General features: G+C 46.0%; 25 protein-coding genes and 3 tRNA genes. 4 read left to right on the top strand and 24 right to left on the bottom strand.

All coding sequences use genetic code 11. The features are described from left to right. Positions 1-5: 5 nt before the first annotated feature. The 16 genes from nadE to CZ502_RS06175 all read right to left on the bottom strand — a co-directional run bounded on the left by nadE (position 6) and on the right by CZ502_RS06175 (position 15316). Complete coding sequence (gene nadE, locus CZ502_RS06250) at positions 6-833, bottom strand: NAD(+) synthase (protein ID WP_076460683.1); 828 nt, start codon at positions 831-833, stop codon at positions 6-8. A gap of 12 nt (positions 834-845) precedes the next feature. After that, positions 846-2312, bottom strand: coding sequence for a nicotinate phosphoribosyltransferase (locus tag CZ502_RS06245; RefSeq protein ID WP_076460681.1), 1467 nt, complete (start codon positions 2310-2312; stop codon positions 846-848). Between the two features lie 70 nt (positions 2313-2382). Continuing rightward, a complete protein-coding gene (locus CZ502_RS06240; RefSeq protein ID WP_076460679.1) occupies positions 2383-3084 on the bottom strand; it encodes a GntR family transcriptional regulator in 702 nt (233 codons plus the stop codon). Positions 3085-3235: 151 nt separating this feature from the next. Further along, the gene (locus tag CZ502_RS06235; RefSeq protein ID WP_076460677.1) at positions 3236-3952 is read right to left on the bottom strand and encodes an aspartate/glutamate racemase family protein; all 717 of its coding nucleotides are present in this window, start codon (positions 3950-3952) and stop codon (positions 3236-3238) included. Between the two features lie 27 nt (positions 3953-3979). After that, positions 3980-5629 (bottom strand): aspartate-alanine antiporter-like transporter, encoded by a 1650-nt coding sequence (locus CZ502_RS06230; RefSeq protein ID WP_076460675.1) that lies wholly within the window; start codon positions 5627-5629, stop codon positions 3980-3982. A gap of 123 nt (positions 5630-5752) precedes the next feature. Beyond that, the gene (locus CZ502_RS06225; RefSeq protein ID WP_076460673.1) at positions 5753-7135 is read right to left on the bottom strand and encodes a DHA2 family efflux MFS transporter permease subunit; all 1383 of its coding nucleotides are present in this window, start codon (positions 7133-7135) and stop codon (positions 5753-5755) included. 106 nt (positions 7136-7241) lie between these two features. Continuing rightward, positions 7242-7889, bottom strand: coding sequence for a hypothetical protein (locus CZ502_RS06220; RefSeq protein WP_076460671.1), 648 nt, complete (start codon positions 7887-7889; stop codon positions 7242-7244). A gap of 69 nt (positions 7890-7958) precedes the next feature. After that, a tRNA-Gln gene (locus CZ502_RS06215) sits at positions 7959-8030 on the bottom strand. 10 nt (positions 8031-8040) lie between these two features. After that, a tRNA-Tyr gene (locus CZ502_RS06210) sits at positions 8041-8123 on the bottom strand. Positions 8124-8223: 100 nt separating this feature from the next. After that, positions 8224-9045, bottom strand: a complete 822-nt coding sequence (locus CZ502_RS06205) for a metallophosphoesterase (protein WP_076460669.1) — start codon at positions 9043-9045, stop codon at positions 8224-8226. Between the two features lie 72 nt (positions 9046-9117). Beyond that, positions 9118-10617, bottom strand: coding sequence for a peptide MFS transporter (locus CZ502_RS06200; protein WP_076460667.1), 1500 nt, complete (start codon positions 10615-10617; stop codon positions 9118-9120). Positions 10618-10904: 287 nt separating this feature from the next. Continuing rightward, a tRNA-Asn gene (locus CZ502_RS06195) sits at positions 10905-10977 on the bottom strand. A 94-nt stretch (positions 10978-11071) separates the two neighbouring features. Next, positions 11072-12868 carry a DNA helicase RecQ gene (gene recQ / locus CZ502_RS06190; protein ID WP_076460665.1) on the bottom strand — a complete coding sequence of 599 codons (1797 nt, stop codon included), beginning with the start codon at positions 12866-12868 and terminating at the stop codon, positions 11072-11074. Positions 12869-12946: 78 nt separating this feature from the next. Next, positions 12947-13693, bottom strand: a complete 747-nt coding sequence (locus CZ502_RS06185; protein WP_076460663.1) for an alpha/beta hydrolase — start codon at positions 13691-13693, stop codon at positions 12947-12949. Then, on the bottom strand, positions 13677-14450 hold the full coding sequence (locus tag CZ502_RS06180; protein ID WP_076460660.1) for an SGNH/GDSL hydrolase family protein: 774 nt from the start codon (positions 14448-14450) through the stop codon (positions 13677-13679). Before CZ502_RS06180 ends, CZ502_RS06185 begins: the two co-directional genes overlap by 17 nt. A 2-nt stretch (positions 14451-14452) precedes the next feature. Beyond that, positions 14453-15316 (bottom strand): NAD(P)-dependent oxidoreductase, encoded by an 864-nt coding sequence (locus CZ502_RS06175; RefSeq protein ID WP_076460658.1) that lies wholly within the window; start codon positions 15314-15316, stop codon positions 14453-14455. 101 nt (positions 15317-15417) lie between these two features. Between CZ502_RS06175 and CZ502_RS06170 the strand changes: the two genes are divergently transcribed. Further along, positions 15418-16170, top strand: coding sequence for an NADPH-dependent oxidoreductase (locus tag CZ502_RS06170; RefSeq protein ID WP_076460656.1), 753 nt, complete (start codon positions 15418-15420; stop codon positions 16168-16170). Positions 16171-16225: 55 nt separating this feature from the next. Here the strand turns inward: CZ502_RS06170 and CZ502_RS06165 are convergent, their stop codons facing one another. The 7 genes from CZ502_RS06165 to CZ502_RS06135 all read right to left on the bottom strand — a co-directional run bounded on the left by CZ502_RS06165 (position 16226) and on the right by CZ502_RS06135 (position 22160). Continuing rightward, positions 16226-16780 carry an NUDIX domain-containing protein gene (locus tag CZ502_RS06165; protein WP_076460654.1) on the bottom strand — a complete coding sequence of 185 codons (555 nt, stop codon included), beginning with the start codon at positions 16778-16780 and terminating at the stop codon, positions 16226-16228. Between the two features lie 3 nt (positions 16781-16783). Next, positions 16784-17644: an alpha/beta fold hydrolase gene (locus CZ502_RS06160; protein ID WP_076460652.1), complete on the bottom strand. Its 861-nt coding sequence runs from the start codon at positions 17642-17644 to the stop codon at positions 16784-16786. A gap of 17 nt (positions 17645-17661) precedes the next feature. Next, on the bottom strand, positions 17662-18786 hold the full coding sequence (locus tag CZ502_RS06155) for an NADH-dependent flavin oxidoreductase (RefSeq protein WP_076460650.1): 1125 nt from the start codon (positions 18784-18786) through the stop codon (positions 17662-17664). A 27-nt stretch (positions 18787-18813) separates the two neighbouring features. Further along, positions 18814-19674 (bottom strand): alpha/beta fold hydrolase, encoded by an 861-nt coding sequence (locus tag CZ502_RS06150; RefSeq protein ID WP_076460648.1) that lies wholly within the window; start codon positions 19672-19674, stop codon positions 18814-18816. A gap of 11 nt (positions 19675-19685) precedes the next feature. Further along, a complete protein-coding gene (locus CZ502_RS06145) occupies positions 19686-20543 on the bottom strand; it encodes a DsbA family protein (protein WP_076460646.1) in 858 nt (285 codons plus the stop codon). A gap of 22 nt (positions 20544-20565) precedes the next feature. Next, positions 20566-21681, bottom strand: coding sequence for an NADH-dependent flavin oxidoreductase (locus tag CZ502_RS06140; RefSeq protein ID WP_076460644.1), 1116 nt, complete (start codon positions 21679-21681; stop codon positions 20566-20568). A gap of 116 nt (positions 21682-21797) precedes the next feature. Beyond that, entirely contained in the window at positions 21798-22160 is a 363-nt protein-coding gene (locus CZ502_RS06135; protein ID WP_076460642.1) for a phenylpyruvate tautomerase MIF-related protein, read from the bottom strand. A gap of 123 nt (positions 22161-22283) precedes the next feature. On the opposite strand from CZ502_RS06135, the gene CZ502_RS06130 reads away from it, so the two are divergent. Both CZ502_RS06130 and CZ502_RS06125 read left to right on the top strand, forming a co-directional pair. Then, positions 22284-22652, top strand: coding sequence for a winged helix-turn-helix transcriptional regulator (locus tag CZ502_RS06130; protein ID WP_076460640.1), 369 nt, complete (start codon positions 22284-22286; stop codon positions 22650-22652). Next, a complete protein-coding gene (locus CZ502_RS06125) occupies positions 22609-22872 on the top strand; it encodes an alpha/beta fold hydrolase (RefSeq protein ID WP_076460638.1) in 264 nt (87 codons plus the stop codon). Before CZ502_RS06130 ends, CZ502_RS06125 begins: the two co-directional genes overlap by 44 nt. A gap of 93 nt (positions 22873-22965) precedes the next feature. Here CZ502_RS06125 and CZ502_RS06120 read toward each other — a convergent pair whose 3' ends face one another. Beyond that, a complete protein-coding gene (locus tag CZ502_RS06120; protein ID WP_076460636.1) occupies positions 22966-24078 on the bottom strand; it encodes an NADH-dependent flavin oxidoreductase in 1113 nt (370 codons plus the stop codon). A 126-nt stretch (positions 24079-24204) separates the two neighbouring features. Between CZ502_RS06120 and CZ502_RS06115 the strand changes: the two genes are divergently transcribed. Next, a complete protein-coding gene (locus CZ502_RS06115; RefSeq protein ID WP_076460634.1) occupies positions 24205-24843 on the top strand; it encodes a TetR/AcrR family transcriptional regulator in 639 nt (212 codons plus the stop codon). Positions 24844-24886: the final 43 nt, after the last annotated feature.

The raw sequence follows: 24886 nt of genomic DNA, 5'->3' as shown, positions 1-24886 counted from the left end.
TTTATTTACTTCCACCACGTATCTAGTGGGGCGATTGGTAAGTGGCGCTTATGCTGCGTCCGCTTATACCATGCTTCGATCTTTTCCGCAGCCGCACTAGGAACTTCGTGGCCTTCAAGATAATTATCAATATCTGTATACCGCACGCCAAGGGCTTCTTCATCCGGCCGCATCGGCTTGTCTTCTTCAAGGTCAGCCGTCGGTGTCTTATCGTAAAGCTTAGCTGGCGCATCAAGGTACTGCAACAATGCTTTCCCCTGACGTTTATCAAGACCGGCAAGGGGGGTAATGTCTGCCCCACCATCACCAAACTTGGTATAAAAACCAGTAACTGCTTCCGCCGCATGGTCGGTCCCGACAACGGCCCCGCCGAATTGCCCAGCAATGGCGTATTGAACGATCATCCGCTCCCGGGCCTTAATGTTTCCCTTATTAAAGTCACTAATCGAAGCGCCTGCACTCGTCAATGATTCAACCATTGCGTCAGTCGCCGGCTTGATATTCACCCGCATTACCTTATCCGGCTTGATAAAGTCATTAATCGCTGCCATCGCATCTGATTCGTCAGCCTGCTCACCATAAGGAAGCCGGACCGCGATAAACTGGTATTCATCATCATTTGTCTCTTCGCGGCGGCCTTCAATTGCTAGTTGGGCTAACCGGCCCGCCAGCGTGGAGTCTTGCCCACCAGAAATTCCGAGAACCAGCGTCTTCATCCCCGTCTTTTGTAAAAAGTCATGGATGAATTTCACCCGCTTCCTGACTTCTTCTTGCGGGTCAATCCGTGGACTTACCCGCAGCGCATTGATAATTTCTTCTTGAGTTTTCCGCATCCTAAATACCCCCTAGTTATTCAATGACTTAACATATTCGTGAACTTGGTGGATTAAGTCGAGCTTATTGTCATAACACTTCTTGGACAGGTCAACGGGGTATACCTCTGGATTCAGGTCCCGCTTGTACTCGTCCCACAATGCGTTCAAGCTGTCAAAGTGGTGTTGCCGGCTCTGTTCAAGGGTCGGTTGATCGTAGACAAACTTACCGTCTTGCCAGATTGGCTTAAGCATTGGCCGGGCAGTAAAGTCATCAATATCCTTTTGCTGGAGTGGGAAGTTGGGGTTGAACATGTTGAGAGAATCCTTCTCCCGGGGATCCTCGTCAACAAGGGTAATATAATCACCCTCACTCTTCCCATCCGCCCGGTCATTAATCCGCCATACCTGCTTCTTACCGGGAGTTGACATTTTTGCAACGTTATTTGACAGCTTAATCGTATCAACCATCTTGCCGTTTTCATCTTCAAAGGCAACTAACTTGTAAACTGCCCCCAGCGTTGGCTGGTCATAAGCAGTGATTAGTTTGGTCCCAATGCCCCAGGTATCAATCTTTGCCCCTTGCATCTGGAGGTTTTGGATTGTCTTTTCGTCGAGGCCATTTGAAGCGATAATCTGCGCGTCAGGGAAACCGGCGTCATCTAGCATCTTCCGAACCTTCTTGGATAGGTAGGCCATGTCACCACTATCAATCCGGACACCCTGGAAGTTGATCTTATCGCCAAATTCCTTGGCAACCTTGATGGCATTTGGTACCCCACTCTTCAAAGTATCAAAGGTATCGACTAAGAAAACACAGTCATGGTGTGTTTCAGCATACGCCTTAAAGGCATCGTAGTCACTCATGTAAGCCTGGACGAGCGCGTGGGCATGGGTTCCCGAGATTGGAATTCCGAATAATTTACCGGCCCGGACATTACTGGTAGCGTCAAAGCCACCAATATAGGCTGCTCGGGTTCCCCACAAGGCAGCATCGAGCTCCTGGGCCCGCCGCGAGCCAAATTCCATCACTAGTTGGTCGCCGACGATCGATTTGATCCGTGAAGCCTTGGTAGCAACCATAATTTGATAGTTGATGACATTTAAAATCGCTGTCTCAATCAGCTGGGCTTCGATGATGGGGGCATCAACCTGAATGATTGGCTCATGGTTAAATACCAGGTCCCCTTCCTCAAAAGAGCTAATCGACCCCGTGAATTTAAAGTCGCGAAGGTATTCGAGAAAGTCATCATCAAACTGCTTAGTTGATTTCAAGTACTCAATATCACTATCAGTAAAGCGCAGTTGTTTTATGTAACGGATAAGGTGGTCTAGTCCTGCAAAGACAGCATAACCATTTTTAAATGGCATCTTCCGAAAGAAGGCCTCAAAAACGGCCCGCCGGTTACCCATTCCTTGTTTCCAGAATGTCTGCATCATGCTCAACTCATAAGCATCAGTGTGTAGGGCGAGGCTATCATCCGGATAATCAAATTTCATTATAGTATTCCTCTCAAACTGTTTATTAGTTATTCAGTATTGTAACACGATCGCTTAAAACGTGCTGGTTTCACTTCTCAAAGACAAATTCAAACCGGGAGCCAACATATTGAGTATGAACATACTCAAATGGCCGCCCGTCTTGCAAAAATGACAGTTGCGTCATCCGCAATAAGGCATCGCCCCGCTTAATTTGCAGGTAGTTTGCGATCTTTTCCGTTGCCTTGGTAGCTGAAATGTGCTGGGTCGCATGTCCAGGATATAAGTTGGCCTTTTCCTCTAGTGTGCGGTAAAAGGACGTTGTTACTTCTTCCTTGCTAAAGTGCTCCACCAACTTTGCGGGAACGGTCGCAACTTCATAACACAGCGGTACATCGTTTCCATACCGGATCCGCTCCATCCGCAATACCTGCTCGCCGTCAGCCAACTGGAGCTTCTCAATTTCTGTCTGTGATGGGATTGTCAGGTGGTAAGACATCGTCTTGCTAGCCGGTTTTTTCCCGGTTGCTTGCATCAACTCCGTAAAGCTGGTCACCCCCGACATCTTCTCTTGGACCTTCCGGTTAGCCACAAAGGTCCCTGAACCAACCCGTCGTTCAAGGATCCCTTCGTCAACCAGGGCCTGAATGGCTTGTCGTAAGGTCATCCGGCTAACGTTAAACTCTGCTGCCAACTCTCGTTCCGCCGGAATCTTTTCCCCCACTTTCCACTTACTGTCTTCAATATTCTTTCGTAATTGATTATGAATTTGAATGTAGACAGGTGAACTCATCTCTTTCTTCCTCCTTACGCCACTATCTTAGATAGCTTGGTTATCTCTTTATTCTACACCATTCTATCCATCTAGACCAATTTTATCATTTGCAATAAAAAAGCGTGACTTATTCCCCGGGAAATATCTCCCCGGAAAGTCACGCAATTGTTTACTTTGTCTTTTTCCGCATTTCTAACGCCCATTCCAGCGACCGGTCAACAATTACTGACTGTGAATCAGCAACCGGATACTGCGTCTCGGGGTTCATTTCTTCTGCAAAGGAAAGTTCGGTGCACCCGAGGATAACAACGTCACTTCCCTGCTCCTCAACCATTTTTCTAACCAGTTCATGGTACTTCTCTCCATCAGAGTGACCGGCTTCCTTGATATCATGGTAGATTAAGTCTTCTGTCATATCAGCAATCTCGGCGGTCGGCCGGACCACTTCATAGCCAGCAGCCTCAACGTACGGGTCATATAAGTTAGCCGCGAGGGTTCCCTTAGTTGCCAATAGGCCAACCCGCTTGGCTGTCGGCTTGATCTTCTTTACCTCGTTAACAGTTTCTTGAAGCATGTTTAAAATTGGCACTTCGGTTGCTGCTTGCAACTTACTAAATGAATAGTGGGCCGTATTGCAGATTAGCGCGAAGAATGCTGGATTGAGTAAGCTCTGTTGCTTGATATCTTCAATTAATGCTTCGTTAGGGTCTGGATTGTCGTGGTCAAGGATCCACGTTGTCCGGTCTGGAACCGTCGCATGATTAACTACAATGTAGTTTAAATAATCCTGATCACGTTTAGTGGGGGTCCGCTTATCTAATAAGCGCACATAACTTTCTGTCGCTAACGTTCCCATTCCACCTAACACTGTAAAAAACTGTTGCATCTCCAGTCCACCCTTCCTAACATTTGCTTACGACAATAATGCCACAAAAATCGGTCCTAGTAAAGTAATCCCGATGTTCCCGACAACAAACGCCGGCGTAAAGGAGGCCGCGTAGTACGCGCCCCCTTCCGCTCCTGCTCGTTGTGAAATCTCATTCATCGCCGCTGCCATCGTCCCGGTTCCGGTTAATGCCCCAATCAGTGCTAACGGCTCCATCCGCAAGACATAGCGACTAAACAACAGCGTTAGGAAGTGCGGCGCAATTGAAATTACTGCCCCCACAACCAACACACCGATGCCTAGTGACTTAATGGCGCCGGTAAAAGCCTGGGCCGACTGCAAGCCGACGGTCCCAACAAAGATTGTTAGACCAAAGCTTTGCAAAAAGTCCGTCACTGTATGAGGAATCGACTTATAGTCGCGGTGGCGTTCGATCCACGAGCTTAAGAGCAAGCCCATGATTAACGCCGCCGTCCCGTTTCCAAGCTGGAGCGGAATACTGTTCAATTTTATCCCGATAATTCCTAAAAGGGAAGCACAACCTATTCCCAGGGAGAATAGTGAATAGTTCATCGCGGAATCAGCAGCCTTCCACCGCCCAATGCCCTTTAATACCTTCTTTGTCCGGGAGGTATTACCAGTCAGGGAAATCACATCTCCCGGCCGTAACTGGTTAATCAGTTGTTGGCTACCACTTATCGGGTCCTGGATGTTGATAAATACCCCGTGCTGACGCAGGACTGCCAGTTCGCTTGGCTTAAAGTTCTTGCCGAGGACAAATTCCCGTTCTTTCGGCGCATTTGTGGGGGTCAGGACTTCCGTCAGTCCCTTGACCTGCATTAAGCGGTCAAAGTGGACAGCGTAGCCAATCACGGTCAACAAGTCGCCGGGCTGTAAGCGGTATTCGAGATGGTCAGTCATCTTATTGTTATGAAAGACCGCTAAACCGATAATCCGGTAATGTGAACGCCGGTTGAACTCTTCCAATGTCTTCCCAACAATTGGTGAATCCGGCGCAATCTTATACGTCCGCCGCCATGTTGGGTTTGGGTTCTTCGCGTGGAAGTGGTAACGCTCTGCCATCTGCGGACCACGTTCTTCAACCGTAATCCCTAAAAGTTTTGGGGCAATATCGCGTAAGAAAATGATAACACCAAGTGTCCCAAAAACGTACGTTAATGCATATGCAACGGGCAGCTGGGCTTCATATGTTGCCTTAACAGCATTGCTGACCGGCAAGGAGCCGATCGTCTGAAGTGAACTAGCAACCGTCGCTGACTGGGTCAACGAACCAGCGATCACACCGGCGGCAACTCCGGGGCCAATGTGGAAAGCCACAAAGAGCCCCCACGCAACGAGGAACGCCGCAAGCATCCAAAAAAGACTAGCAATTAAGATCCGCACCCCAAACAGTTTCAAACTCACCAATAGTTGGGGGCCGATCCGGTAACCAACGGAAAACATAAATGCCCCGAAGAAGATCGTCCCGAGCATTTCATCACGGGGAAAGGCCCCAATTTGGCCGACGATCAGGGCGACAATCAATGTTCCAACCGTCGCACCGATATTAAATTTTCCCGCAATCTTATAGTTACCAATTAAAAAGCCAAGGGCCAAACAAATAAACAGTGTAAAGACCTGGTTGTTCACCATAAAGTGAACGATTGTATCAATCATTTTCTCCTATTCACTTTCTATAATAATGTCAGTTGCATGCTTAACCATGCCACATTATCACATTGTTGCCCAGCTAATTCAACCACTTCTTAGAGAATCTTTTGCTTCCCGTTTTTACTTAAATTACACCCGTTGCTTATGGTAATTTGTCACCATTGCAATCAGGGTAATCACCGCTAAGGTAGTTAATAAAATAAAGTCAAACTTGCCCCCGTCATAGGTCCGGTTAGCCAAATTAGCGACCGTCCCTTTTTGGTAGAGGGCGATGACTGACGCTAACAAACTGGTCCCAAATGAGCCGGCAAATTGCTGTACCATGTTAAAAATCGAGTTAACATCCGGGGCACTTTGCGGCTGAACCTGCATCGATGCGTTGGAAATCGTGTTTGAGAAGGCAAAATTAAAGCCAATCCGTAAAATCACAAAGAATAGCGCAACCAGCCAGGGGGTCAGTTGGGATTGGAAAATAACAAAGCAAAGTGTCCCGATTACTAACAAGACACCCCCTGTAATAACTGGCTTAGCAAATCCCTGACTATCTGCAATCCCGCCCGCAAATGGTGAGATCAATGCCCCAAAAAGGGAACCCGGCAACAAGACCAATCCGGCCACGACTGGCGACGAGTGGAGAACGTACTGAAGGTAAACCGGGATTACCAGGGAAATCCCGATATTAATAAACTGGAGGTTAAAGTAAGTCAAGGTCGACAACCGCAACGTGGAAACACGGAAGACACGGAGGTCAAACAAAGCTGACTTACCATGATTATTAATGTAAACAAATGCGGTAAAGAAAATAACCGCGATTACTAGTAATAGGCAGAAGCGGTAGTCAAAGCCCCGTTTACCAACTGCGGCGATTGCGCTGATAAAACTAACAAGGGCAACTGCCAGGGTAACCAGGCTTCCATAGCTAAACTGCTTATCATTCCCGGTCGGCTGATTTCTGATAAATAGCTGCCCAACAACTAAACTGATTAAAACAAGCGGCAATAAGATCCAGAAGATCATCCGCCAGGAAAGCGTTTGGGAAACAAGCCCGCCATAGGTTGGTCCCAGTGCTGGCGCAAAGGAAATCACCATCCCGGCAAAGCCAGTCATTATCCCCGTCCGCTCATGGGGAATTTCAGAAAAGATCAAGTGAAACATAATTGGCGTTGACAAACCAGTCGCAATGGCCTGAACTAACCGCCCTGTCAACAGGAGGGGGAAATTAGGCGTCAGTGCGCACATCAAATCCCCGACGATAAAAACAGATACGGCAGCTAAGTGGAGCCACCTGGCCGGAAACTGCCGTAATAGGTAGGCCGTCGTCCCCATCGTGATGGTTACCATCAAGAGATAGCCGGTCGTAATCCACTGAATAACATCAAGCGAAACGCCAAATTGGCTAGCAAGCTCCGGATAGGTAACGTTCATCGACGTTTCGTTTAAGATCCCAATAAAGGTTAACAACGCCAGCGACGCAATCGCGAGGTATATCCGCCGGTAACTTTTCTTTTCCATCTGTGTTAATTCCTCCCTAACAACAAAATAAAAAAGCCATGGTGATTAGCTCCACCACAGCTCCATATCATTTTCATTCTACCAAGCTTTTAACAAAAAGCCAATATTATTTCAGCTTACTTAGCGCTAGTAACCATTCCTTAGTCCCCGCGTCCAGTTGGTCATCAACCTTAAAGGAAAATGGCGCTAGCAAGGCCCGCACCTTTTCCCAGTCGAGCCGGTCATCATGATAGATTGTCGGCAATAATCGGCGGGCGGTCTGTGCCGTCATTGTTTTCGCCAGCTGGGGTTGGTTTAAGAAGGTGATTGCCGCCGCCCGCGTGGCCATTAATTCTGCCACCCGTTTGCTAAGTTCCGTCGTTGAAACTGTCGCCGTGACACGTAAGCGTTGCTCCAAAGGGACTGCCGGTAGCTCTTTTTGCAAAAACCGTTGTAAAGTCGCCCACTCTTCCACCACTTGCTTGAAAAACTGCCAGGGTACCCGGGAGTTGATATCAGTCAGTAGCGCTGGAAGAATCTTTTGGAGGTCCCCATCCGCCTTTAACAAGCGGTCACTAACCTCAATCAATAGGCGCTGAATCGTCTCCTGTGCAGCAACCGGCACTCGCCGTTTTATTGTCAGCGCATAGCGAACCACTAAAAAATCGGTCAGCTGGTCAGCGTCAATCGCTTGTTCCTGCTGGCGGCGCTTAACTTTGAAATTATTAACTTGTTTAACCCGGCTTGACTTAGCAAAGTGACCCTGCTTTGGCATTCAATCGTCTCCTAAGAAATTTTTGGTAACAAAAAAGCTGCGACACATTTATGTCACAGCTTTAGACAGTTGGGCTAGCTGGATTCGAACCAGCGCATGACGGTACCAAAAACCGTTGCCTTACCGCTTGGCTATAGCCCAATAATAAAAATGGAGGAGAGTGGATTCGAACCACCGAACCCGAAGGAACGGTTTTACAGACCGTCGCGTTTAACCAGACTTCGCTACTCCTCCAAGAAGTTGCTTGATCAGATAACTCGTATCAATCAACGTTTATTATCATAACTAATTCTCCACCCTTTTGCAAGAGTTTTTTCGACTTTTTTTGAAAAAGTTAGTATTTTCGTATTTGAAGGGTCGCCTGCCAGCGATCATATAAACTCCCACGCCAGCCTTCCTTGCGCTGAACACCAACTGGCCGACTATAATAACTAACTCCACCATTAACAATTTTATCTAGTGCATGGTGCAGGTGTCCGTAATCGACTTCTCGAACTTGCGGGAATGCTGATAGCAACTGCCCCAACCGTGCGCTCCCCATCATTGCCTTTGTCATTTCCCACATTCGCTGGCGCCGTGGATTAGCAAAGTGCAGTGCCGGCACTGCCTGGCGAATTGGCACAAAATGGGTCAAAAAGATTACTTTTCGCTGGTCATCAGCCGCTTGCTGTAGCTGTGTTCGGATCTGTGCTAACGCCCGGTCCATCCGCTGATAGTCTGTAATGCCTTGGCTGATCGCCCGGTCTACCCAGTACGCTCGCTTCCACTGCGCAACGGCTGCTGGGTCATCGTAATACGTGGAAAAGGAATAGTCATACCAGCCATTGTTACCAATGATTCGCCAGGCCGTCCCCGGGAGGTCGAGGACACGGTTATGGAAGTAGTAGTCATCAACCTTTCCTTCCAGTTGTTCAGCGCTGGTATTTGCCAGCATATCATGATTGCCTGCCAGGTAGTAGGCCGTCGAATCAGTCATTGCCTGGTTAAGTTTCTTGAAGTACCACTGCGTTTTAACGAAGTCATTAAAGGCATCCCCTAAGGAAAAGTAATAATCGATGTGCTGTTCATCAAGGTAATGGGCCTGTTGCTTGCAAAGCGATTCCGCATCAGCGTGGTTGAGGTCGATATGCAGGTCACTGCTGATGGCAATTTTCATCCTTACACCTCTTTTTTGCTTTAAAAATAAAACAACGGCTGAAAATTCTCAACCGTTGCACTTATTATTTAATTAGTCGACCCCATCCATCAATGCGTGGATTCGCTTAACAAAGAGGCAAAGGATAAGTCCGAAGACAATACTTACAGCCCCAATGATTAAGAAGTATGGTACTTCTGTTGCGGATGAGTAGTACTTAACAACCTGGGCGTTAACTGCTTGACCGGCAGCATCGGCAAGGAACCACATACTCATCATCTGTGACTTGAAGGCATTTGGTGCCAACTTAGTCGTAACGGAAAGACCAATTGGGGAAATCAACATTTCGGCAATTTCAACGATAAACCATGAACCAACAAGCCAGAATGGGCTAACCCGTCCAGCAGTGGTTCCGTGAATGATCGCTGGTAAGGCCATCCATACGTATGACAGACCAGCGATAACAAGCCCGGCAGCAAACTTACCAGGGGCACTTGGCTGACGCTTCCACCGATCCCAAAGGGTAACGAAGAATGGCGTCAAGATCATGATGAACAATGGGTTCAGCGTCTGGAAGTTGGCAGCTGCAAAGTGCCAACTACCGACGTGTAGGATCGTCCGTTGTTCAGCGTAAAGTGCTAAGACAACTGAACCAGATTCTTCAATTGCCCAGAAGATAGCAGCAGCGATGAAAAGTGGAATGTAAGCAACAACCCGTGACTTTTCAGCTTTCGTCACCTTCTTTGAGTTCAACATCATGACGAAGTAGTAAATTGGCAAAGCAATGGCGATGATTGTGATCAACATAATAATGTTGTTGATGTTAAGCTGCCCCATTGCTGCTAGTAAACCAAGAATAATGATCAAGGCAACAACCCCGACTAATGACCAGATGATCACTGGGCGAAGAGCTTCCTTGTCAATTGGGTCATCAGGATACAAGCTGTCCTTTGAAAGGTACTTCCGGCCATCGATTACGTATTGAACTAAGCCGAAGAACATCCCAATCGCAGCTAGTGAGAACCCGGCGTGGAAGTTCATCTCACCGCCGAATAGGTTTAGCCCAAAGCCGTTTGCAGCCCACGGAACTGCCCATGGAGCAACAGCGGCCCCTAAGTTGATCCCGAAGACGAACATACTGAAACCAGAATCACGCCGCCGGTCTTCTGGGCTATATAAGCCCCCGACCATTTCAGAAACGTTTGGCTTTAGCAAACCAGTCCCAATAACAATCAAGGCGATTGAAACATAAAGAGCGGAAATACCAAACGGCAGTGACAAGGCAATATGCCCAAACATAATCAAGACACCACCGATGAAGACCGTTCGCCGCGATCCCCATACCCGGTCAGAAAGCCATCCACCGACAACACTAGCTAAGTAAACTAGTGAACCGTAGATTGACATGATTGATGCTGCAGTGGCTTGGTCCATGCCCAAACCACCCTTGCTAACAGCATAGTACATATAGAATAAAAGGATAGCCCGCATTCCGTAGTAACTAAACCGTTCCCACATTTCAGTAAAGAACAGCGTGGACAATCCCCGTGGTTGCCCAAAGAAGGAGGTATCCAAATTCTTTTGTTTACTCATAAAATTCCTCCAAATAAGTCTGCTATTCAATTAAATTGATAACCGAACATACTCATTCCAAATATTAAAAAAATCTCACAATAAAATTTAGAATAACACTATTATATACACGTTTTTTTGAGCAGTCAATTAAAAAATAAGTTTTTGATGAGAAGACAGCCGGCTTAACGAGCTAAAATTGTTCATTTTCTTAATTATGTCGCGTGTTTTAACCGATCAGCAGAAATTAAAACAAAATAAAAATAAGAAGCCACCGCAATCAGCAATGACTTCTCATTTATCTGTAACTCCGGCAGTCAGACTCGAACTGACGACAACCTGATTAACAGTCAGGTGCTCTACCAACTGAGCTATGCCGGAATAATAGGTTAATCAACAATAAATATTGTATCTTATAATGCCCATTTTCGTCAAGATAATTATTATCGATCACCTATAATTATTAATCACGCCACTAACTCTCTCCCAGCAGGTACTTGGCAATCGTTGCAATCATTTCTTCACCGTATTGCTCCAGCTTCTTCTTACCAATACCACTAACCGCTAACATGTCCGCTGGGGTCTGTGGCTTTTGCTGTGCCATCTCATGGAGGGTGCGGTCCGAAAAGATCATAAAGGCCGGAACCCCTTGTTCATTGGCCAGCGCTAACCGCTTTTCCCGGAGCACATCGAATAGGGCCGCTTCTTCTGGCGATTCAACGACCTTAGTTGCTTGCCGGTCGGGCTTAACCTCCTGCCGGCGATAGACCTTTGCTTCACCGTTAAGCACTTGCCAGCCCGCCGAAGCAACAGCAACGACCGGGTACTGGCTCCCCGCTAGTTGCAAGTAATCGGTCGCAATCAGGTAGTCAAGCAAACTGACCACTGCTTGTTGGGAAAGACTATCGAGGGCAGCATAATGAGGCAGTTGATCTGCTCCTACCTGCCGGACACGTTGGTTGGTCGACCCGGTTAGCACTTGGGCGACGAAGGTTTTGCCAAACCGTCCGTGGAGTTCATTAACTGCGGCAATGGCGCTTTGCGCTTCTTCAGTAATGTCTTCCATCTTTCGTTGGTCAAGGCAGTTACTACAGTGCCCGCACGGCGGACATTCTTGCCCAAAGTAGGCGACAATTTCTTGCTGTAAGCACCGCGGTGTATTCGCATAAGCGATCACGGCCTGGAGCTTTTTATATTGAACATTGCGGTATTCCTCATCGGCGGTTGACTGGTCGACAAACCACCGGTACTGCTGGATATCGTTGGCATGAAAGAGCATTACCGCTTCACTTGGCAAGCCATCACGGCCCGCCCGACCTGCTTCTTGGTAATACGACTCTAAGTTCTTCGCGCTGGTAGCATGAAGGACAAAGCGGACGTTGCTCTTGTCAATTCCCATGCCAAAAGCGTTCGTTGCCACAATCAATGGCACCCGGTCAAACTGAAAGTCATCTTGAACGGTGGCTCGTTGGTCGTTAGTCATCCCTGCATGATAGGCTTCAACACTAAAGCCGCGGTCACGAAGGTAGGCGGTCAGTGATTCAACCCGTTTGCGCGTATTTGCATAGATTACCCCGGCCTCATTCTGATGGTTCTTTAGGTATTCAACAATATACTGCCGGGTGCCAGACCGTGGATGGACAACTTTAAAGCTAATATTCGGGCGGGTAAAACTCGTAATGATAAAGTTCTCCCTCGCAATCCCTAACTGCTGGCCGATGTCATCTTGTACCTGTGGGGTCGCCGTCGCCGTTAAGGCTAAAATATTCGGCCGGGATTGCAGCCGGTCAATTGCGGCTTTTAATTGCCGGTACGCCGGGCGAAAATCATGTCCCCACTGGGAGATACAGTGAGCCTCGTCAATGGCGACCAAGTTAACGTTAAGGTAGTTAAGCTGGTACTGAAAGTATTCCATACTTAACCGTTCTGGAGTTACATAAATCAGCTTAATCTTACCCTCATACGCCTGCCGCAAGATTGGGTTTACCTCTTCTTTCGGGGTTGCACTGTTTAACGCCGCCGCTTCAATCCCGTTTTGCCGCAACGAATCAACTTGGTCCTTCATCAAAGAAATTAGCGGTGAGACCACTAGGGTAACTCCTGGATTAAGCAATGCCGGGATTTGATAGCAAAGCGACTTCCCACCACCAGTCGGCATGACAGCCAGAACATTGTGGTGCTGGCAAACGAGGTCAATGATCTCTGCCTGGCCAGGACGAAAGTGATCAAAGCCAAAATTGTCTTTTAAAATTTGCTGCGGTGTTTCTACCATAAAAACTGCTCCTTTTGCCCTAAACTCCTTCTCCAATTGTACCAGTATCACTTATCGGGTGGGCAAGTAATAAGGGAGCTACTCCTGCAGAAAATCAGTAACTAACTGCAGCGTTTCTGCCACTTTGGTGCCTTCTAGCGAGTGATCCTCGCCATCCACCAAGTAAAGACGACTATTTTGCAAAATCACGTTATATTTCTTTGCTGCTTCTGGCGAAACTACCTGGTCATCATTCCCGTGAATAATCAATGCTGGATTGGCGAAGTGCTGTGCTGTTTCATAGATTGGCAATAACTGTGCTGTTCGGAAATACTGCCCACTCACCACTTGACCATTAACAGGTACCGTCAACGGGATATGTTGGGGGTCATATGCCGTCCCCTGGCATTCCCCACGCAGCGCATCATCTTTAAGGGTCGCAGCCGGGGCGAGTAAAACCAGTTTGCTAATAAGGTCACGGTAATAACCACTCAGCATTGAGGCAACAACCCCACCCTGGGAGTGCCCAACTAGGTAAATCTTCTTCGCCCCAACCGTTGTCCGGGCAAAATCAATTATCGCCATCCCATCAAGGAGCTCACTAAGAATCGTCATCTTAGAATAATCACCATCACTCTGCCCACACCCGGCAAAGTCAAAGCGTATCGTCGGTATTCCCGCTGCGCTTAAATGGTGGGCAAGGTCATAAAGCAATTTTCCCGGCTCATTTCCACGATCGCCTTGAAAGCCATGCATCAGAATTGCTACTTCATCATTTTGGATGGTCGTAGTGCCTTCTAAAACACCCCGGAGCGTTAAACCGGCTCCTTTAACTGTAATTTTCATTTTCGTCATCCTTTCCGGTATTTGCTAAAATTGCTGCTAATTCTTTTTCAAAGACTGGTAGCCAGATCTTCAGGTATCCTTCCTGCGTCGGGTGAACATCATCAAACATTGCCTGCGGGTGCGCCGCAGTGCTTGCTAGGAGTCCTTCATTATTAAAGAGGTCAATAATTGCAAAGTGCCACTTTTCTTGAAGGTTCCCCAATTGGTCAACCAGATCCGCATACTGGTGGTGGGGGTCGTCTTGCAGACAAGTATAGAAGACTAGCGGACAGTTAAAATTAGCCTGAACATAACGACATATTTCTTCAATCGCTCCGAGGGTCGTCGTCAAGTCAAAATCACTCCGCTGACCAGTTGACGTAACGATTCCCCGGTCCTTACCATGGCGGTTATCATTAGTAGATAGCTGGCAAACAAAAGCATCGTAGTGAATATTTCCCGGGAAATCTTTTTTGAGGCGGTCAAGGTAACCCCCGCTTTCGCGTCCCGCTAAGGTTGTCCCCGAGATTGCCGACTTAGTAGCCAGTACACCATCCTTAGCCGCTAAGTAGTCGACAAATGACTTTCCCTTTGCCGCAAAGCCGTAAGTAACTGATGAACCGAGAAAGGCAATTTTCTTTCCTGCTAACGGTGAGTGAGGATTAAAGGCGACCTTATCAGGACTAAACTCCGCGGCGTTGCCTTGCTGATAAATTGCTGAACCCTGCATGGACACCAGCAACTCTTGCAGTTTTGCTCCTTGATTTTGTATTTTCATCGTTAAGCCCACCATAGTTTAATCAGGGCCTGGGTACCATCATTACCGTGGCCCTTTTCATCGACTAGTTTTTCGTATAAGCGTTTGGCTTCGGTTGTTCCCGGAAGGTCCACTTTTAATTGCTCGGCCGTCGTTAACGCAATCCGCAGATCTTTTAGAAAATGCTTCGCAAAGAAACCCGGCGTGTAATCGTTTTTTAGTATCCGCGGTCCATAACTTCCAAGGCTAAAGTTTTCTGCTGCCCCTGCCTGAAGGGTAGTCATCACCTGTTGTAAGTCTAATCCAGCCGCCTTGGCGTAAACGAAAGCCTCTGTCATTCCTGTCATCGTGCCAGCAATCATAATTTGATTTGCCATCTTGGCATTTTGACCGCTCCCGGCCGGGCCAAAATAGGTGACTACCTTGCTAAATTCACGAAACAAGCCGTCAAGAGCGGCCAGGTCATCTTGATCGCCGCCAACCATTACCGTCAAGGTTCCACTTTTTGCCCCAATATCACCACCAGATACCGGCGCATCGAGGACGTGGATTCCACGTTTGGCCCCATCTTGGGCAATACGTTGGTCAAGCGCCGGCGTGCTCGTCGTCATATCAATCAGGTACTGACCGGCACGGGCTGACTGCATAATCCCGTCCGTGCCGTAATACACCTCCTCGACATCATGCGGGAAGCCGACCATCGTCAACACTACGTCGACCTGGGCCGTCAATTTTGCTGGGCTATTAACCCATGTGGCCCCATTGCTAATCACTTCTTTAGCGTGCTCCTTTGTCCGGTTAAAAGCCCACACCTCTTCACCATGTTTCAGCAAATTATTGATAATTCCGGTGCCCATTACACCAGTTCCGATAAAGCCGATTTTCATCCAACCACTCCTTTTCCTTTACCCTTATTTTACTACCAGCAGATTTCTTGCTGAATGATTATTTTTTAGCTATCTTAGAAGTAAGAATAGGAGGCTTTTTCATGATTCATAATTCAACGACCGACAAGCAAGTTAACCACCGGTCAATTCGTAAGTTTAAGGCACAATCATTGAGTGATGAGCAACTAAATACTATCTACGAGGCTGCCCGTCACACGTCGACAAGTATGTTTTACCAACAAATGACGATTCTCCACATCACTGACCCCAAGAAGCGGGCAGTAATCCGGGAAATCAGTAAGCAACCCTATGTTGGAGCAAACGGTGACCTCCTAATTTTTCTCGCTGACCTCCGGCGAAACCAACAAATCCGGGAACAGTCCGGCAACGATGATGGTCGCTTGCACACGGCCGACCTCTTTATGCAAGCGGTGGAAGACGCAACATTGGCTGTTCAAAACGCCCTTACTGCCGCTGAAAGCATTGGTCTTGGTGGGGTGGTCCTCGGGTCAATCAAAAATGAACCCAAGCGGCTGATTGAAGTCCTCAACCTTCCCAAGATGACTTTCCCCGTGCTTGGCCTGCAAGTTGGGATTCCTGATCAGGAGCCCCAACGAAAGCCACGGCTACCGCTTAACCAGCTTGTTTTTGAAAATGAATATCCACACGACTTTACGATTGATGAACTCAAAGATTACGACGAGGTTGTCACCAAGTATTACGACCTTCGTGACGCCAACAAGCGAATCGATTCCTTCACCCACCAAATCAATGGTGCCAAGTTAGCTGATCAAATAAGCAGCCGTGATGAACTTATCCAGGCGGTTCACGACCAAGGACTTGCCCTGCGCTAATTAATATTACAAAGAAGCCACTAGCATTCGTTTCCTGAATGTTAGTGGCTTCTTTCTACATATATAAATAAAAACCATTCGCGTGTTGCGGGGCAATTTTGCTTTGCTTAATCCCTAGTTTATCCCCGGAGTAATGTGTCAGCAATTGGCGGGTCAAATCTGCCAGGGGCAATTTTTCCGCTTCTTCAATCGAAAAGAAGCCCGCGTTAAGAACCTCTTCTTGCTGTTTCTTAATTTGACCGTGGCAATAATCCAATTGAAAGGTCAGATAAATATCATGTTGCTTAGGATTAGGCAGTTCACCGATCGCAACGATTTTCTTTGCAGTTGTGGTAATTCCAGTTTCTTCCGCAATTTCTCGCTCAATCGCTGCCGGTAGTGTTTCAGTCTGTTCGACAAAGCCGCCAGGAATCGTCCAGCGCCCCTTACCAGGGTTGTTCGCCCGCTGGACAAGTAATATCCGGTCTTTCCTAGTTACTATACCGCCTACACTTATCTTTTCGACATTCCAATGAACATAGCCACAGCACGAACAGGTCAGCCGTTGCTTCCCCTTAATTTGCCGTTTAACCATTTCACTCCCACATTGGGGACAAAACTTAACCATCATCAACTACTCCTTTGCCCATTGTTTTAGTAGTTTAAGTATCTCATCAGCCACATCTCCCTCTTTTTGCCGGTAGATGTGACCGGTATTTTTAATGAATACTAACTGGTTATCATTTGCCGTTGGCAGGTGGTGGTTGATGTTTTGCAAGTAGTTAACCGGGTTACCACCTGTAAAGTGATCACGAGTCCCAATCAGCAGCGCACCAGAATAGTTAATTTTTTCCAGCTGCGTAAAATCACCGGTTTGCCCAGGATGAACGTTGTTAAGGGTGTCATCTGTCAACCAACGGCTTGCCGTAAGGGCCGTACTGGAAAGCCAACGGAAGAGCCGGAAAGGTAATACCTTATTAGCCCTCCCATTTGCTAACCATTCCTGGATAGTTTGTTGCTGACGCTTCGTGATACTTTGCCGCAACACTTCCACGTTAACAGGGCTCATTAACAAGAACTTATCGACCGCCGCATCCGGATGGCCTGCGAGATAGTGAATAACCTTATTGGCCCCCAATGATTGACCACCAAGAACGATTTGGTCGTAACCTGCTTGCCTTGCAAAGGCCAAGTAGGCTTCCACATCTTCATCACTATCATGAAAGTCTTCATTAAAAGCACCGTATGTTTCCCGTTCACCACTCACCCGGTTAAAGGCCGTGACGTGATTAAAGGCATCACGGGGATGGGCAACTACGAGGTCAATGTTTGCCGTTTCGAGTTTTTTCCCAATAATAGTATAGAAAGGATTGTTGTTAATATTTCCCTCAACCCCGGTCACCAGGATAACAACTGTCCTTGCCCGCGGTGTCTTAAAAATATTGCCGCGTAAAACTTTTCCGGAGTTGGTTGTCACTTCAAAGGGTCGTAACATTATTCATCACTCCCTTCTTAGTTGTGCCTTACTGGCCGTGGATTATGGATTGCCAAGTCTAAATGGTCACGCTCAGCTTGCAGCATCGAAGGCGTATAGCGATAGTGAGCCGCGTTTTTCCAGTTAAATTTCGTTTCAATCTGGTCTTCGTGATCATTTTTAATCAAGTCAATTAAATCCGGGTTCAACATTACCGCCCGGCCAACGGCAATCAAGTCCGCCCAGCCGGTATTATAGGCATCAAGAATCTGGTCCGCCGTCTTGAGGGAACCAACACCGATCAACGGTAGCTTACCAGCAATCCGGTCATGGTATACCTGCATCCGGGTAAGATTGCGGTTTGCTCCCCGCCGTGGATGAGAGTAGAAGCCGAGCAATGAAATATGAAGGTACTGCAGTGGCTTTTTAACTAACTCATCGACCAAGGCTAAGGTGTCCTTCATTGTGAAGCCCTGGTATGGCCGTTCCGGTGAAAAGCGATAGCCAATGATAAAGTCAGGTCGATTGTACTTCTTCCTAACTGCATCAATTGCGTCGATAATTGCCATTGAAAACTTTACCCGGGCCGCAAAACTACCGCCCCATTCATCTGTCCGGTGGTTAACATTAGCAGCAAAGAATTGTTCAATTAGCCAGCCATTGGAACCCTGGATCTCAACACCATCCATTCCAGCCTTAAGTCCCAATTCAGCGGCGTGCGCAAAGTTGTCAATCATTTGCTTAACTTCTGCGCCAGTCATTGAACGGGCCCGTCCACGGCGATCACCAGACGGCGCCACTACCGGGTGCCCCTTGGTCATCCATTTTTTGGCCTTATAACCAGCATGGGCAATTTGCATCACAATCTTTGCTCCTTGATCATGGGCTAATTGCGTATATTCCTTTAGCGTCGGCAAATTTGCGTCATCAATTGCATTAGGGGACTCAAAACCAACCCCGCTCTGGGCAACATTAGTAAAAGGCATGATGAACATCCCAAAGCCACGGAAACGATCACGCCAGAAGTTCCGGGCAGTCGGGGTCAATTCCCCATTGCTTCCTGAATCATAGACGGTAATTGGGGCAACAACTAATTTATTTTTTAATTGCACCCCATTGTTGAACGTAAAGGGTTCAAATAGTGGTTCATATTTTTTCTTCATTACTTCAACTCTCCTTTCTAATCGAGGTTAGTATCCCCATGACTGGAGAACTTTTAATAGTTTATTTGCTAACTGCTGTTCCTTTTGCTGGTAAGTGTGACCAGTCTTTTCAATATAAATCAGCTTGTTTTGCTTTGCTGTTTGCATATGGTCATTAATGTTTTTAAGAAAGCCGGCAGGGTCACCATAGGTAAAGCGGTCGTAAGTACCAATCACCATCGCCCCGCTTTGCTTAATTGCGGCAACCTGGGAAAAATCTTTTTCGGCTTCAACGTGGACATTGTTCAGGATGTTATCAAATACCCATTGGTAATCAGTATTAGCAGTTCCGGGGATCCACCCTAATAACTCAAAGGGCATTTTCTGGTCCCCTTGGCCACGTTGCCGTTGGTCAAGGATCGCCTTCTTTTGTTCATCAGTAACAACGCTCGTTAAGTGTTCCAAGTTTGCTGGACTAAGGAAAATAAAGTGCTTAATCCGGTCATCATGGTGCCGCGCTAAGTAATAGATCACCTTATTAGCACCCAACGAATGACCCGCGAGAATTACATTTTGGTAGCCCTTGTCATACGCATAGTTTAAGTAGGCTTCAATATCTTCATCGGTATTATGGAAATCTTCATTCCATGAACCGATTATTTCTTCTTTCCCCGTCTTAACATTTAAGGTAGGAATCTCCCCAAATGCATCGGCTGTTTGCGCATAAATAAAGTCAATCCCGGCTTTTGAAAGGGTGTTACCGATATTCACATAGAAGGGGTTGGAATAAAAGTTCCCGTGAATCCCGGTAATTGCAATTACTACCGTCGATGTTTTGGCCTGCGGAGCATCAAATAATACGCCCGTTAAAACGCTCCCCCGCTTCGTTGCTAGTGCTAATTGTTCCATTACTGTGCCTCCTAACTCTTTTGATAGAAAATGGTTGCCTTAACTTTCTTTTTATCTAATGAACTGTCTTTTAGCATGTCAATTACGTCATGCTCGTCTTTTACATCAAATGCTTCTTTTAATTCCAAACTTGAGATATGTGGGTGGCGGTTAATAAATGCCGTCACTGTCGGCAGGTCAAACTTAACTGCCCCTTCTTTAAGCTGACTTTCCGTTGCCTGGTCAATCAGCTTTTTCCATTCATCATATTTTGGAATTCCCTTCACCACATATGTTTTCCCACCATAGGTAAGGAGGTAAGCTGGCAACTGGTCGATTTGCATTTGTTGCATAATTTGCTGTTCTTGCGCCAATTCATTTGCTAAACCAGTTGACTGGTAACGAGTTGTAAATTGTTGCTGGTCAATCCCAAACTTTTCAGCTAGACCTGTCAGGTACTTAAGATCATTGGTCTGCAAATTTTTTACGACCGTATCATATTGCATCTCATACAGGACCTGGTCTTCAAGCTTCTCATCGTGACCAGCAATCGCCCGTAATCCTAAATCAAGTGGCGTTGAAGACGTGTGGGTATCATCAAATAGCCGTTCATTACCGCCCATGTAAATCGGCATCCCCGCAATCTGCTCTTCTTGTAAGTAAACCTGCATCAACCGGGTCCAATATTGGTTTAACGCCACTTTCTTGCCGTACATCTTGACGACATTAGGGTCAACCAGGTCATAGACATCCTTTACCAATTGCCCCATCATAAACTTGAAGTCAATTTGCTCACCAAAATGAGTTTCCAACTTGCGCATGGTTGGCCAGGTTTCCCACAGCATCCCCATCATCGGATCTGTAACTGCCGTAATTGTTAATTTTGCCATTGTCATTTACCTCCTTTGATGATTACTTTTGCTTAACTTTCGGGAACATTGCATTACCGGCAAGCGTTCCGTAAAGCATTGCTGGCGTGAACCGGTAAGAGTCCATCTTTTCCCAATCAAATTCACTTTGAATTTCGTCTTCCTTACCGTCCTTAATCATTTGGACAAGGTGCGGGTTCAATTCTACTGACCCACCAACTGCCAGGAAGTCTGCCCAACCAGTGTTGAAGGCCTTTAATCCCTTTTCTTCAGCAAAGAGGTCCCCGACACCGATGAATGGCAAACGACCATTAATCCGGTCGTGAACGGCTTCCATCCGGGTCATATTCGTATCACCACCACGACGAACCTTCTTGTAGAAGTTCCATAGTGAAATGTGGATGTATTGCAGTGGCTTTTCAACTAAACGGTCAACAAGCGCTAACGTTTCCTTCATCGTTAAACCGTAAGCACCGGGTTCTTCAGGCGAGAAACGGTAACCAACAATAAAGTCAGGCCGGTTAAGCTTTTGCCGTACTTCATCAACGGCATCAATGATTTCCAGTGGGAAGTTGAAACGTTTTTCCATCGTTCCGCCCCAGTGGTCAGTCCGCTGGTTGTAGTTAGCGGAAACAAATTGTTGAATTAACCATCCATTGGCACCATGAATTTCGACACCATCAAGCCCTGCCCTGATTGCTAATTCAGTCGCATAAGCAAATGAATGAATGATTTCACGAACCTCAGCGTCGGTCATTGCCCGGGCGTTGAAGTATGGCATCGCACTTGGCCCCCAGACGCCATTGCCCCGGGTCATCGATGCATCAGCGTTGACCCCCGCATGAGCAAGCTGGATAACTGCTTTTGCACCTTGTTCATGAGAAATGCGGGCATATTCCTTTAAGTTAGCGAGGTGGTCTTCGCTAAATGCGTTTGGTGACTCAAAACCAATTCCACTTGGGTGAACATTGGTAAATGGAATGATCCACATCCCAAAGCCATTAAAACGGTCATGCCAGAACTTCCGTGAAGCAGGCGTTAATTCACCATCGGGCCCTGCATCATAAACAGTCAGTGGTGCAACAACTAAACGGTTCTTAATTTCAACACCGTTGTTCAAAGTGTACGGTTGAAATAGTGGTTCATACTTTTTATCCATGTTTAATAAGTCTCCTTTATCTGTTTTGTGTTAATCGATGATTTTATTTTATGTGCGTAAATACAAAATAACAAGTACGCACATTTTTCTTCCTTAAAGGGTAAAAAAATAATTCGTCACATATAATCGCGACGATCAATGAACTGTCCTTGAACACCCCAACTAGTAATATCATCATATTTAATGTAGAGGTGGTCCGGTTCAATCCCTAAGACATCGTAAAATGCCTGGGTAATATCGGCATTTAATCCCTGGTAACCGAGATGGTGTTCAGTCCCGAAAATAGCAACTTCAATATATGCTAATGGTTCATCACCATTTCCCCGCAAGTACAATGAATAATTATCTTGAAAGCCGACCATCAAAACTTCTTCGCTCTTGCCAGGAACGTTAGCAATTGCTTGTCCTAGTCGCTTCTTCAACATCAGTTCCTTACTCTTTGGTAATTTTACATTTACTCGTGACATTATGAATGGCATTTTACTCACTCCTTAGTTTTGATTTCATCTCTTGACGAGCAACTGAAGTAATTGTATTATTCAAGAAAAGGAAAAACAAGTACGCACATTTTTCTTCCTTTAAATTTTTTTGGAGGGATAACGATGAATCAAAAAGAATTTGATGAAAAGATTAAGTATTTCCACGAAAATATGCCACAACAATGCCCAATTCTCTATTCAATGAAAATCATTGGTTCCAAGTGGAAAATTCCGGTAATGTGGTATCTGATGCTCAACGATGGTCAGCATTACAATGAATTGAAGCGCAGCATCGGTTCAATTACCAACACAATGTTGACAAAGAGCTTGCGGGAGCTGGAAGAAGACGGCCTATTAAAGCGGATTTCCAAGGGGACCGTTCCCCCGTCAGTTACCTACCACCTTACTGATACCGGTAAGAGTTTAATTTACACAATGGGTGATCTCTTTGAATGGGGAAAGAGCCATATGGAAATGGAAGAAAAAAAGTAATAACGACTTCACATCAATTCTTAAGACAATTGATGTACCAACACTAGTTTTTGCCGGGAATAGTAGTATTTTTCCCCGCAGTAAAGAACAGGGAACATGGGAAGCCCAGGAAGTTCAAAACGGCAAAGAAATCACCTTTGGTAAAGGTGGTCACATGCTCTTTTACGTTGAAGCAAAAAAATTCAACCAAGCAATCATTGATCATTTTTATAATAAATAAAAAGAATTACAGTCCATCAATAAGGCTCCAAAGTGCGGAAAGTTCCGACCTCTGGAGCCTTATTAACGTTTATGGGAAAGTCATTTCACTACTTTATTTAATCTCAAACCATGACCCTGAGTTTTGAATGGTTGTCCATAAGCCATCAGGAATATAAAGTTGCCTTAACTCATCCTGGCTAATTGATAAATGAAGCTGGTCATTTTTACCGGACCGGACTTTTTTTACCCAGTCAAGATCCGTTACCAATCCATGGGCAATCGCCACGAGATCAGCCCCGCAGTCCAATGCCTTTTGCGCATCAATTCCAGTTTGCAGCATCCCTGCTACCATTAATGGAACCCGGCCATTAATTTCAGCAGCTAAACTTTCTACATAGGTTTGCTTTCCATCGGTATCCCGCGGTACCGCAGTTACCGCATTTGTCAGTGAAGCATGAACGTACGTTACCCCTCGCTTAATCAATTCATCAACCATCACCTTGGTATCATTGATGCGGAGGCCATCAGCATAATGTTCGTCTGGTGAAAGCCGCCAACCAATAATAAATGAACCATCAGCATATTTATTAGCGACCCGTTTAACCTCATCGAATACTGCCAGGCCAAACCGCATTCGCTTAGTTAACGAACCACCCCACTTATCATTTCGCTGGTTGAAGTGTGGTGAAAGAAAATTTTGAATGAGAAAACCGTGGGCCCCATGTAACTCGATTCCATCAAAGCCAGCTTGGATCGCACGTCGCGTTGCTTCACCAAAATCACGAATTATTTGCTGAATTTCCTCGTCAGTTAGTTCACGGGGAACTGCAGGATTAGGAATCATATCCGTCTTAATTTGGCTTACACTAACAACGTTATCCGCTCCAATAAGTTCAGGTAAGGCCTTGTTCCCAGCATGATTAATTTGGAGAACGGCCTTAACTCCATTGTGCTTAATTGTCTTCGCTAATTTCGTAAGGCCAGGAATAAAGCGGTCATCATATACCCCAATCTCATCAGTAAAGCCAATCCCATTTGCTGAAACATGGGCACATGCAGTTATTAACATACTAATATCATGGGCTCTGGCTTGGTAATACGCTAATTCTTGGTTTGATACTGTTAAATCACTATTACTCGACCAGGTAGTAGTCGGCGCCATCACAATTCGGTTAGGGAGAGTTACCTTATCATTTAACGCTACTTTTTCAAATAAATTTTTCATTTCGTTCCTCCAAATAATTTACAATGTGTAAATTATAATATGATATAAATTACATTGTGTCAATTATTATTTTACGGTCAGTAATTTATATGATAAAATTTGATTTACATAAAGGAGGATATTAAGATGGGAAAATTACGTGCTCGCTCACAGGCAGAGCTAGATCAACGCTATACAGATATTCTCAATGCCGCTAGTGAACTATTTATGGATAACAATTACGAAGATCTCAGTTTAACTAGTATTGCAAAGTCAATTGGATTATCACGACCTGCCTTATATAGCTACTTTCATTCCAAGGAAGCTCTTTTTCTAGAATTAAGCAAGCGGGAATACATCACCGTTGCTAAAGAGATGCAGGTTAAATTTACTAAACCTATTGGCCTCGAAGACTTTTGTGCTAACCTGGTTGCAATCTTTCTTCATCACCGTCTATTTTTGAAACTCCTCGCGCTTCACCAAACAGTGATGGAAACCAAAGTCGGGATTGCCCAGATGAAAGAATTTAAAACCAGTACCGTCCCATTCTTTAGGACGATGTTTATAATTACAAAGCAGGAATTTCCTAGGGCCGCTACTGAACAGCTTTATCATTTCATCGAACAAATCAACGTACTGTTGCCAACAATAAATAACTACATTAGTATTCCACAAGAACAAGCAACGGTCATGCGAGACCTTAAAATTTTTGGTGGTGCCCCCCTTCTAGACGCCAAAATTTTTTATACTAATATGCTAAAATCACTCGCACAGCCCCTTATCTAAATGAAGCCAACAAGAAGGTCTTGACAAGATCACCATTCGTCAA

The organism is Limosilactobacillus caccae (assembly GCF_900156885.1).
Taxonomy (GTDB): domain Bacteria; phylum Bacillota; class Bacilli; order Lactobacillales; family Lactobacillaceae; genus Limosilactobacillus; species Limosilactobacillus caccae.
The sequence above is the reverse complement of the archived record's forward strand: the minus strand, read 5'-3'. Positions and strand labels throughout refer to the sequence as shown.

Excerpts from the sequence above, each read along its gene's own strand:
- CZ502_RS06130 (WP_076460640.1), top strand. The coding sequence starts at position 22,284 with ATGAATCAAAAAGAATTTGATGAAAAGATTAAGTATTTCCACGAAAAT.
- CZ502_RS06180 (WP_076460660.1), bottom strand. The coding sequence starts at position 14,450 with ATGAAAATACAAAATCAAGGAGCAAAACTGCAAGAGTTGCTGGTGTCC.
- CZ502_RS06200 (WP_076460667.1), bottom strand. The coding sequence starts at position 10,617 with ATGAGTAAACAAAAGAATTTGGATACCTCCTTCTTTGGGCAACCACGG.
- CZ502_RS06245 (WP_076460681.1), bottom strand. The coding sequence starts at position 2,312 with ATGAAATTTGATTATCCGGATGATAGCCTCGCCCTACACACTGATGCT.
- CZ502_RS06230 (WP_076460675.1), bottom strand. The coding sequence starts at position 5,629 with ATGATTGATACAATCGTTCACTTTATGGTGAACAACCAGGTCTTTACA.
- CZ502_RS06140 (WP_076460644.1), bottom strand. The coding sequence starts at position 21,681 with ATGGATAAAAAGTATGAACCACTATTTCAACCGTACACTTTGAACAAC.
- CZ502_RS06150 (WP_076460648.1), bottom strand. The coding sequence starts at position 19,674 with ATGGAACAATTAGCACTAGCAACGAAGCGGGGGAGCGTTTTAACGGGC.
- CZ502_RS06170 (WP_076460656.1), top strand. The coding sequence starts at position 15,418 with ATGATTCATAATTCAACGACCGACAAGCAAGTTAACCACCGGTCAATT.
- CZ502_RS06145 (WP_076460646.1), bottom strand. The coding sequence starts at position 20,543 with ATGGCAAAATTAACAATTACGGCAGTTACAGATCCGATGATGGGGATG.
- CZ502_RS06185 (WP_076460663.1), bottom strand. The coding sequence starts at position 13,693 with ATGAAAATTACAGTTAAAGGAGCCGGTTTAACGCTCCGGGGTGTTTTA.
- CZ502_RS06175 (WP_076460658.1), bottom strand. The coding sequence starts at position 15,316 with ATGAAAATCGGCTTTATCGGAACTGGTGTAATGGGCACCGGAATTATC.
- recQ (WP_076460665.1), bottom strand. The coding sequence starts at position 12,868 with ATGGTAGAAACACCGCAGCAAATTTTAAAAGACAATTTTGGCTTTGAT.
- CZ502_RS06115 (WP_076460634.1), top strand. The coding sequence starts at position 24,205 with ATGGGAAAATTACGTGCTCGCTCACAGGCAGAGCTAGATCAACGCTAT.
- CZ502_RS06165 (WP_076460654.1), bottom strand. The coding sequence starts at position 16,780 with ATGATGGTTAAGTTTTGTCCCCAATGTGGGAGTGAAATGGTTAAACGG.
- CZ502_RS06120 (WP_076460636.1), bottom strand. The coding sequence starts at position 24,078 with ATGAAAAATTTATTTGAAAAAGTAGCGTTAAATGATAAGGTAACTCTC.
- CZ502_RS06240 (WP_076460679.1), bottom strand. The coding sequence starts at position 3,084 with ATGAGTTCACCTGTCTACATTCAAATTCATAATCAATTACGAAAGAAT.
- CZ502_RS06205 (WP_076460669.1), bottom strand. The coding sequence starts at position 9,045 with ATGAAAATTGCCATCAGCAGTGACCTGCATATCGACCTCAACCACGCT.
- nadE (WP_076460683.1), bottom strand. The coding sequence starts at position 833 with ATGCGGAAAACTCAAGAAGAAATTATCAATGCGCTGCGGGTAAGTCCA.
- CZ502_RS06160 (WP_076460652.1), bottom strand. The coding sequence starts at position 17,644 with ATGTTACGACCCTTTGAAGTGACAACCAACTCCGGAAAAGTTTTACGC.
- CZ502_RS06135 (WP_076460642.1), bottom strand. The coding sequence starts at position 22,160 with ATGCCATTCATAATGTCACGAGTAAATGTAAAATTACCAAAGAGTAAG.
- CZ502_RS06220 (WP_076460671.1), bottom strand. The coding sequence starts at position 7,889 with ATGCCAAAGCAGGGTCACTTTGCTAAGTCAAGCCGGGTTAAACAAGTT.
- CZ502_RS06225 (WP_076460673.1), bottom strand. The coding sequence starts at position 7,135 with ATGGAAAAGAAAAGTTACCGGCGGATATACCTCGCGATTGCGTCGCTG.
- CZ502_RS06155 (WP_076460650.1), bottom strand. The coding sequence starts at position 18,786 with ATGAAGAAAAAATATGAACCACTATTTGAACCCTTTACGTTCAACAAT.
- CZ502_RS06235 (WP_076460677.1), bottom strand. The coding sequence starts at position 3,952 with ATGCAACAGTTTTTTACAGTGTTAGGTGGAATGGGAACGTTAGCGACA.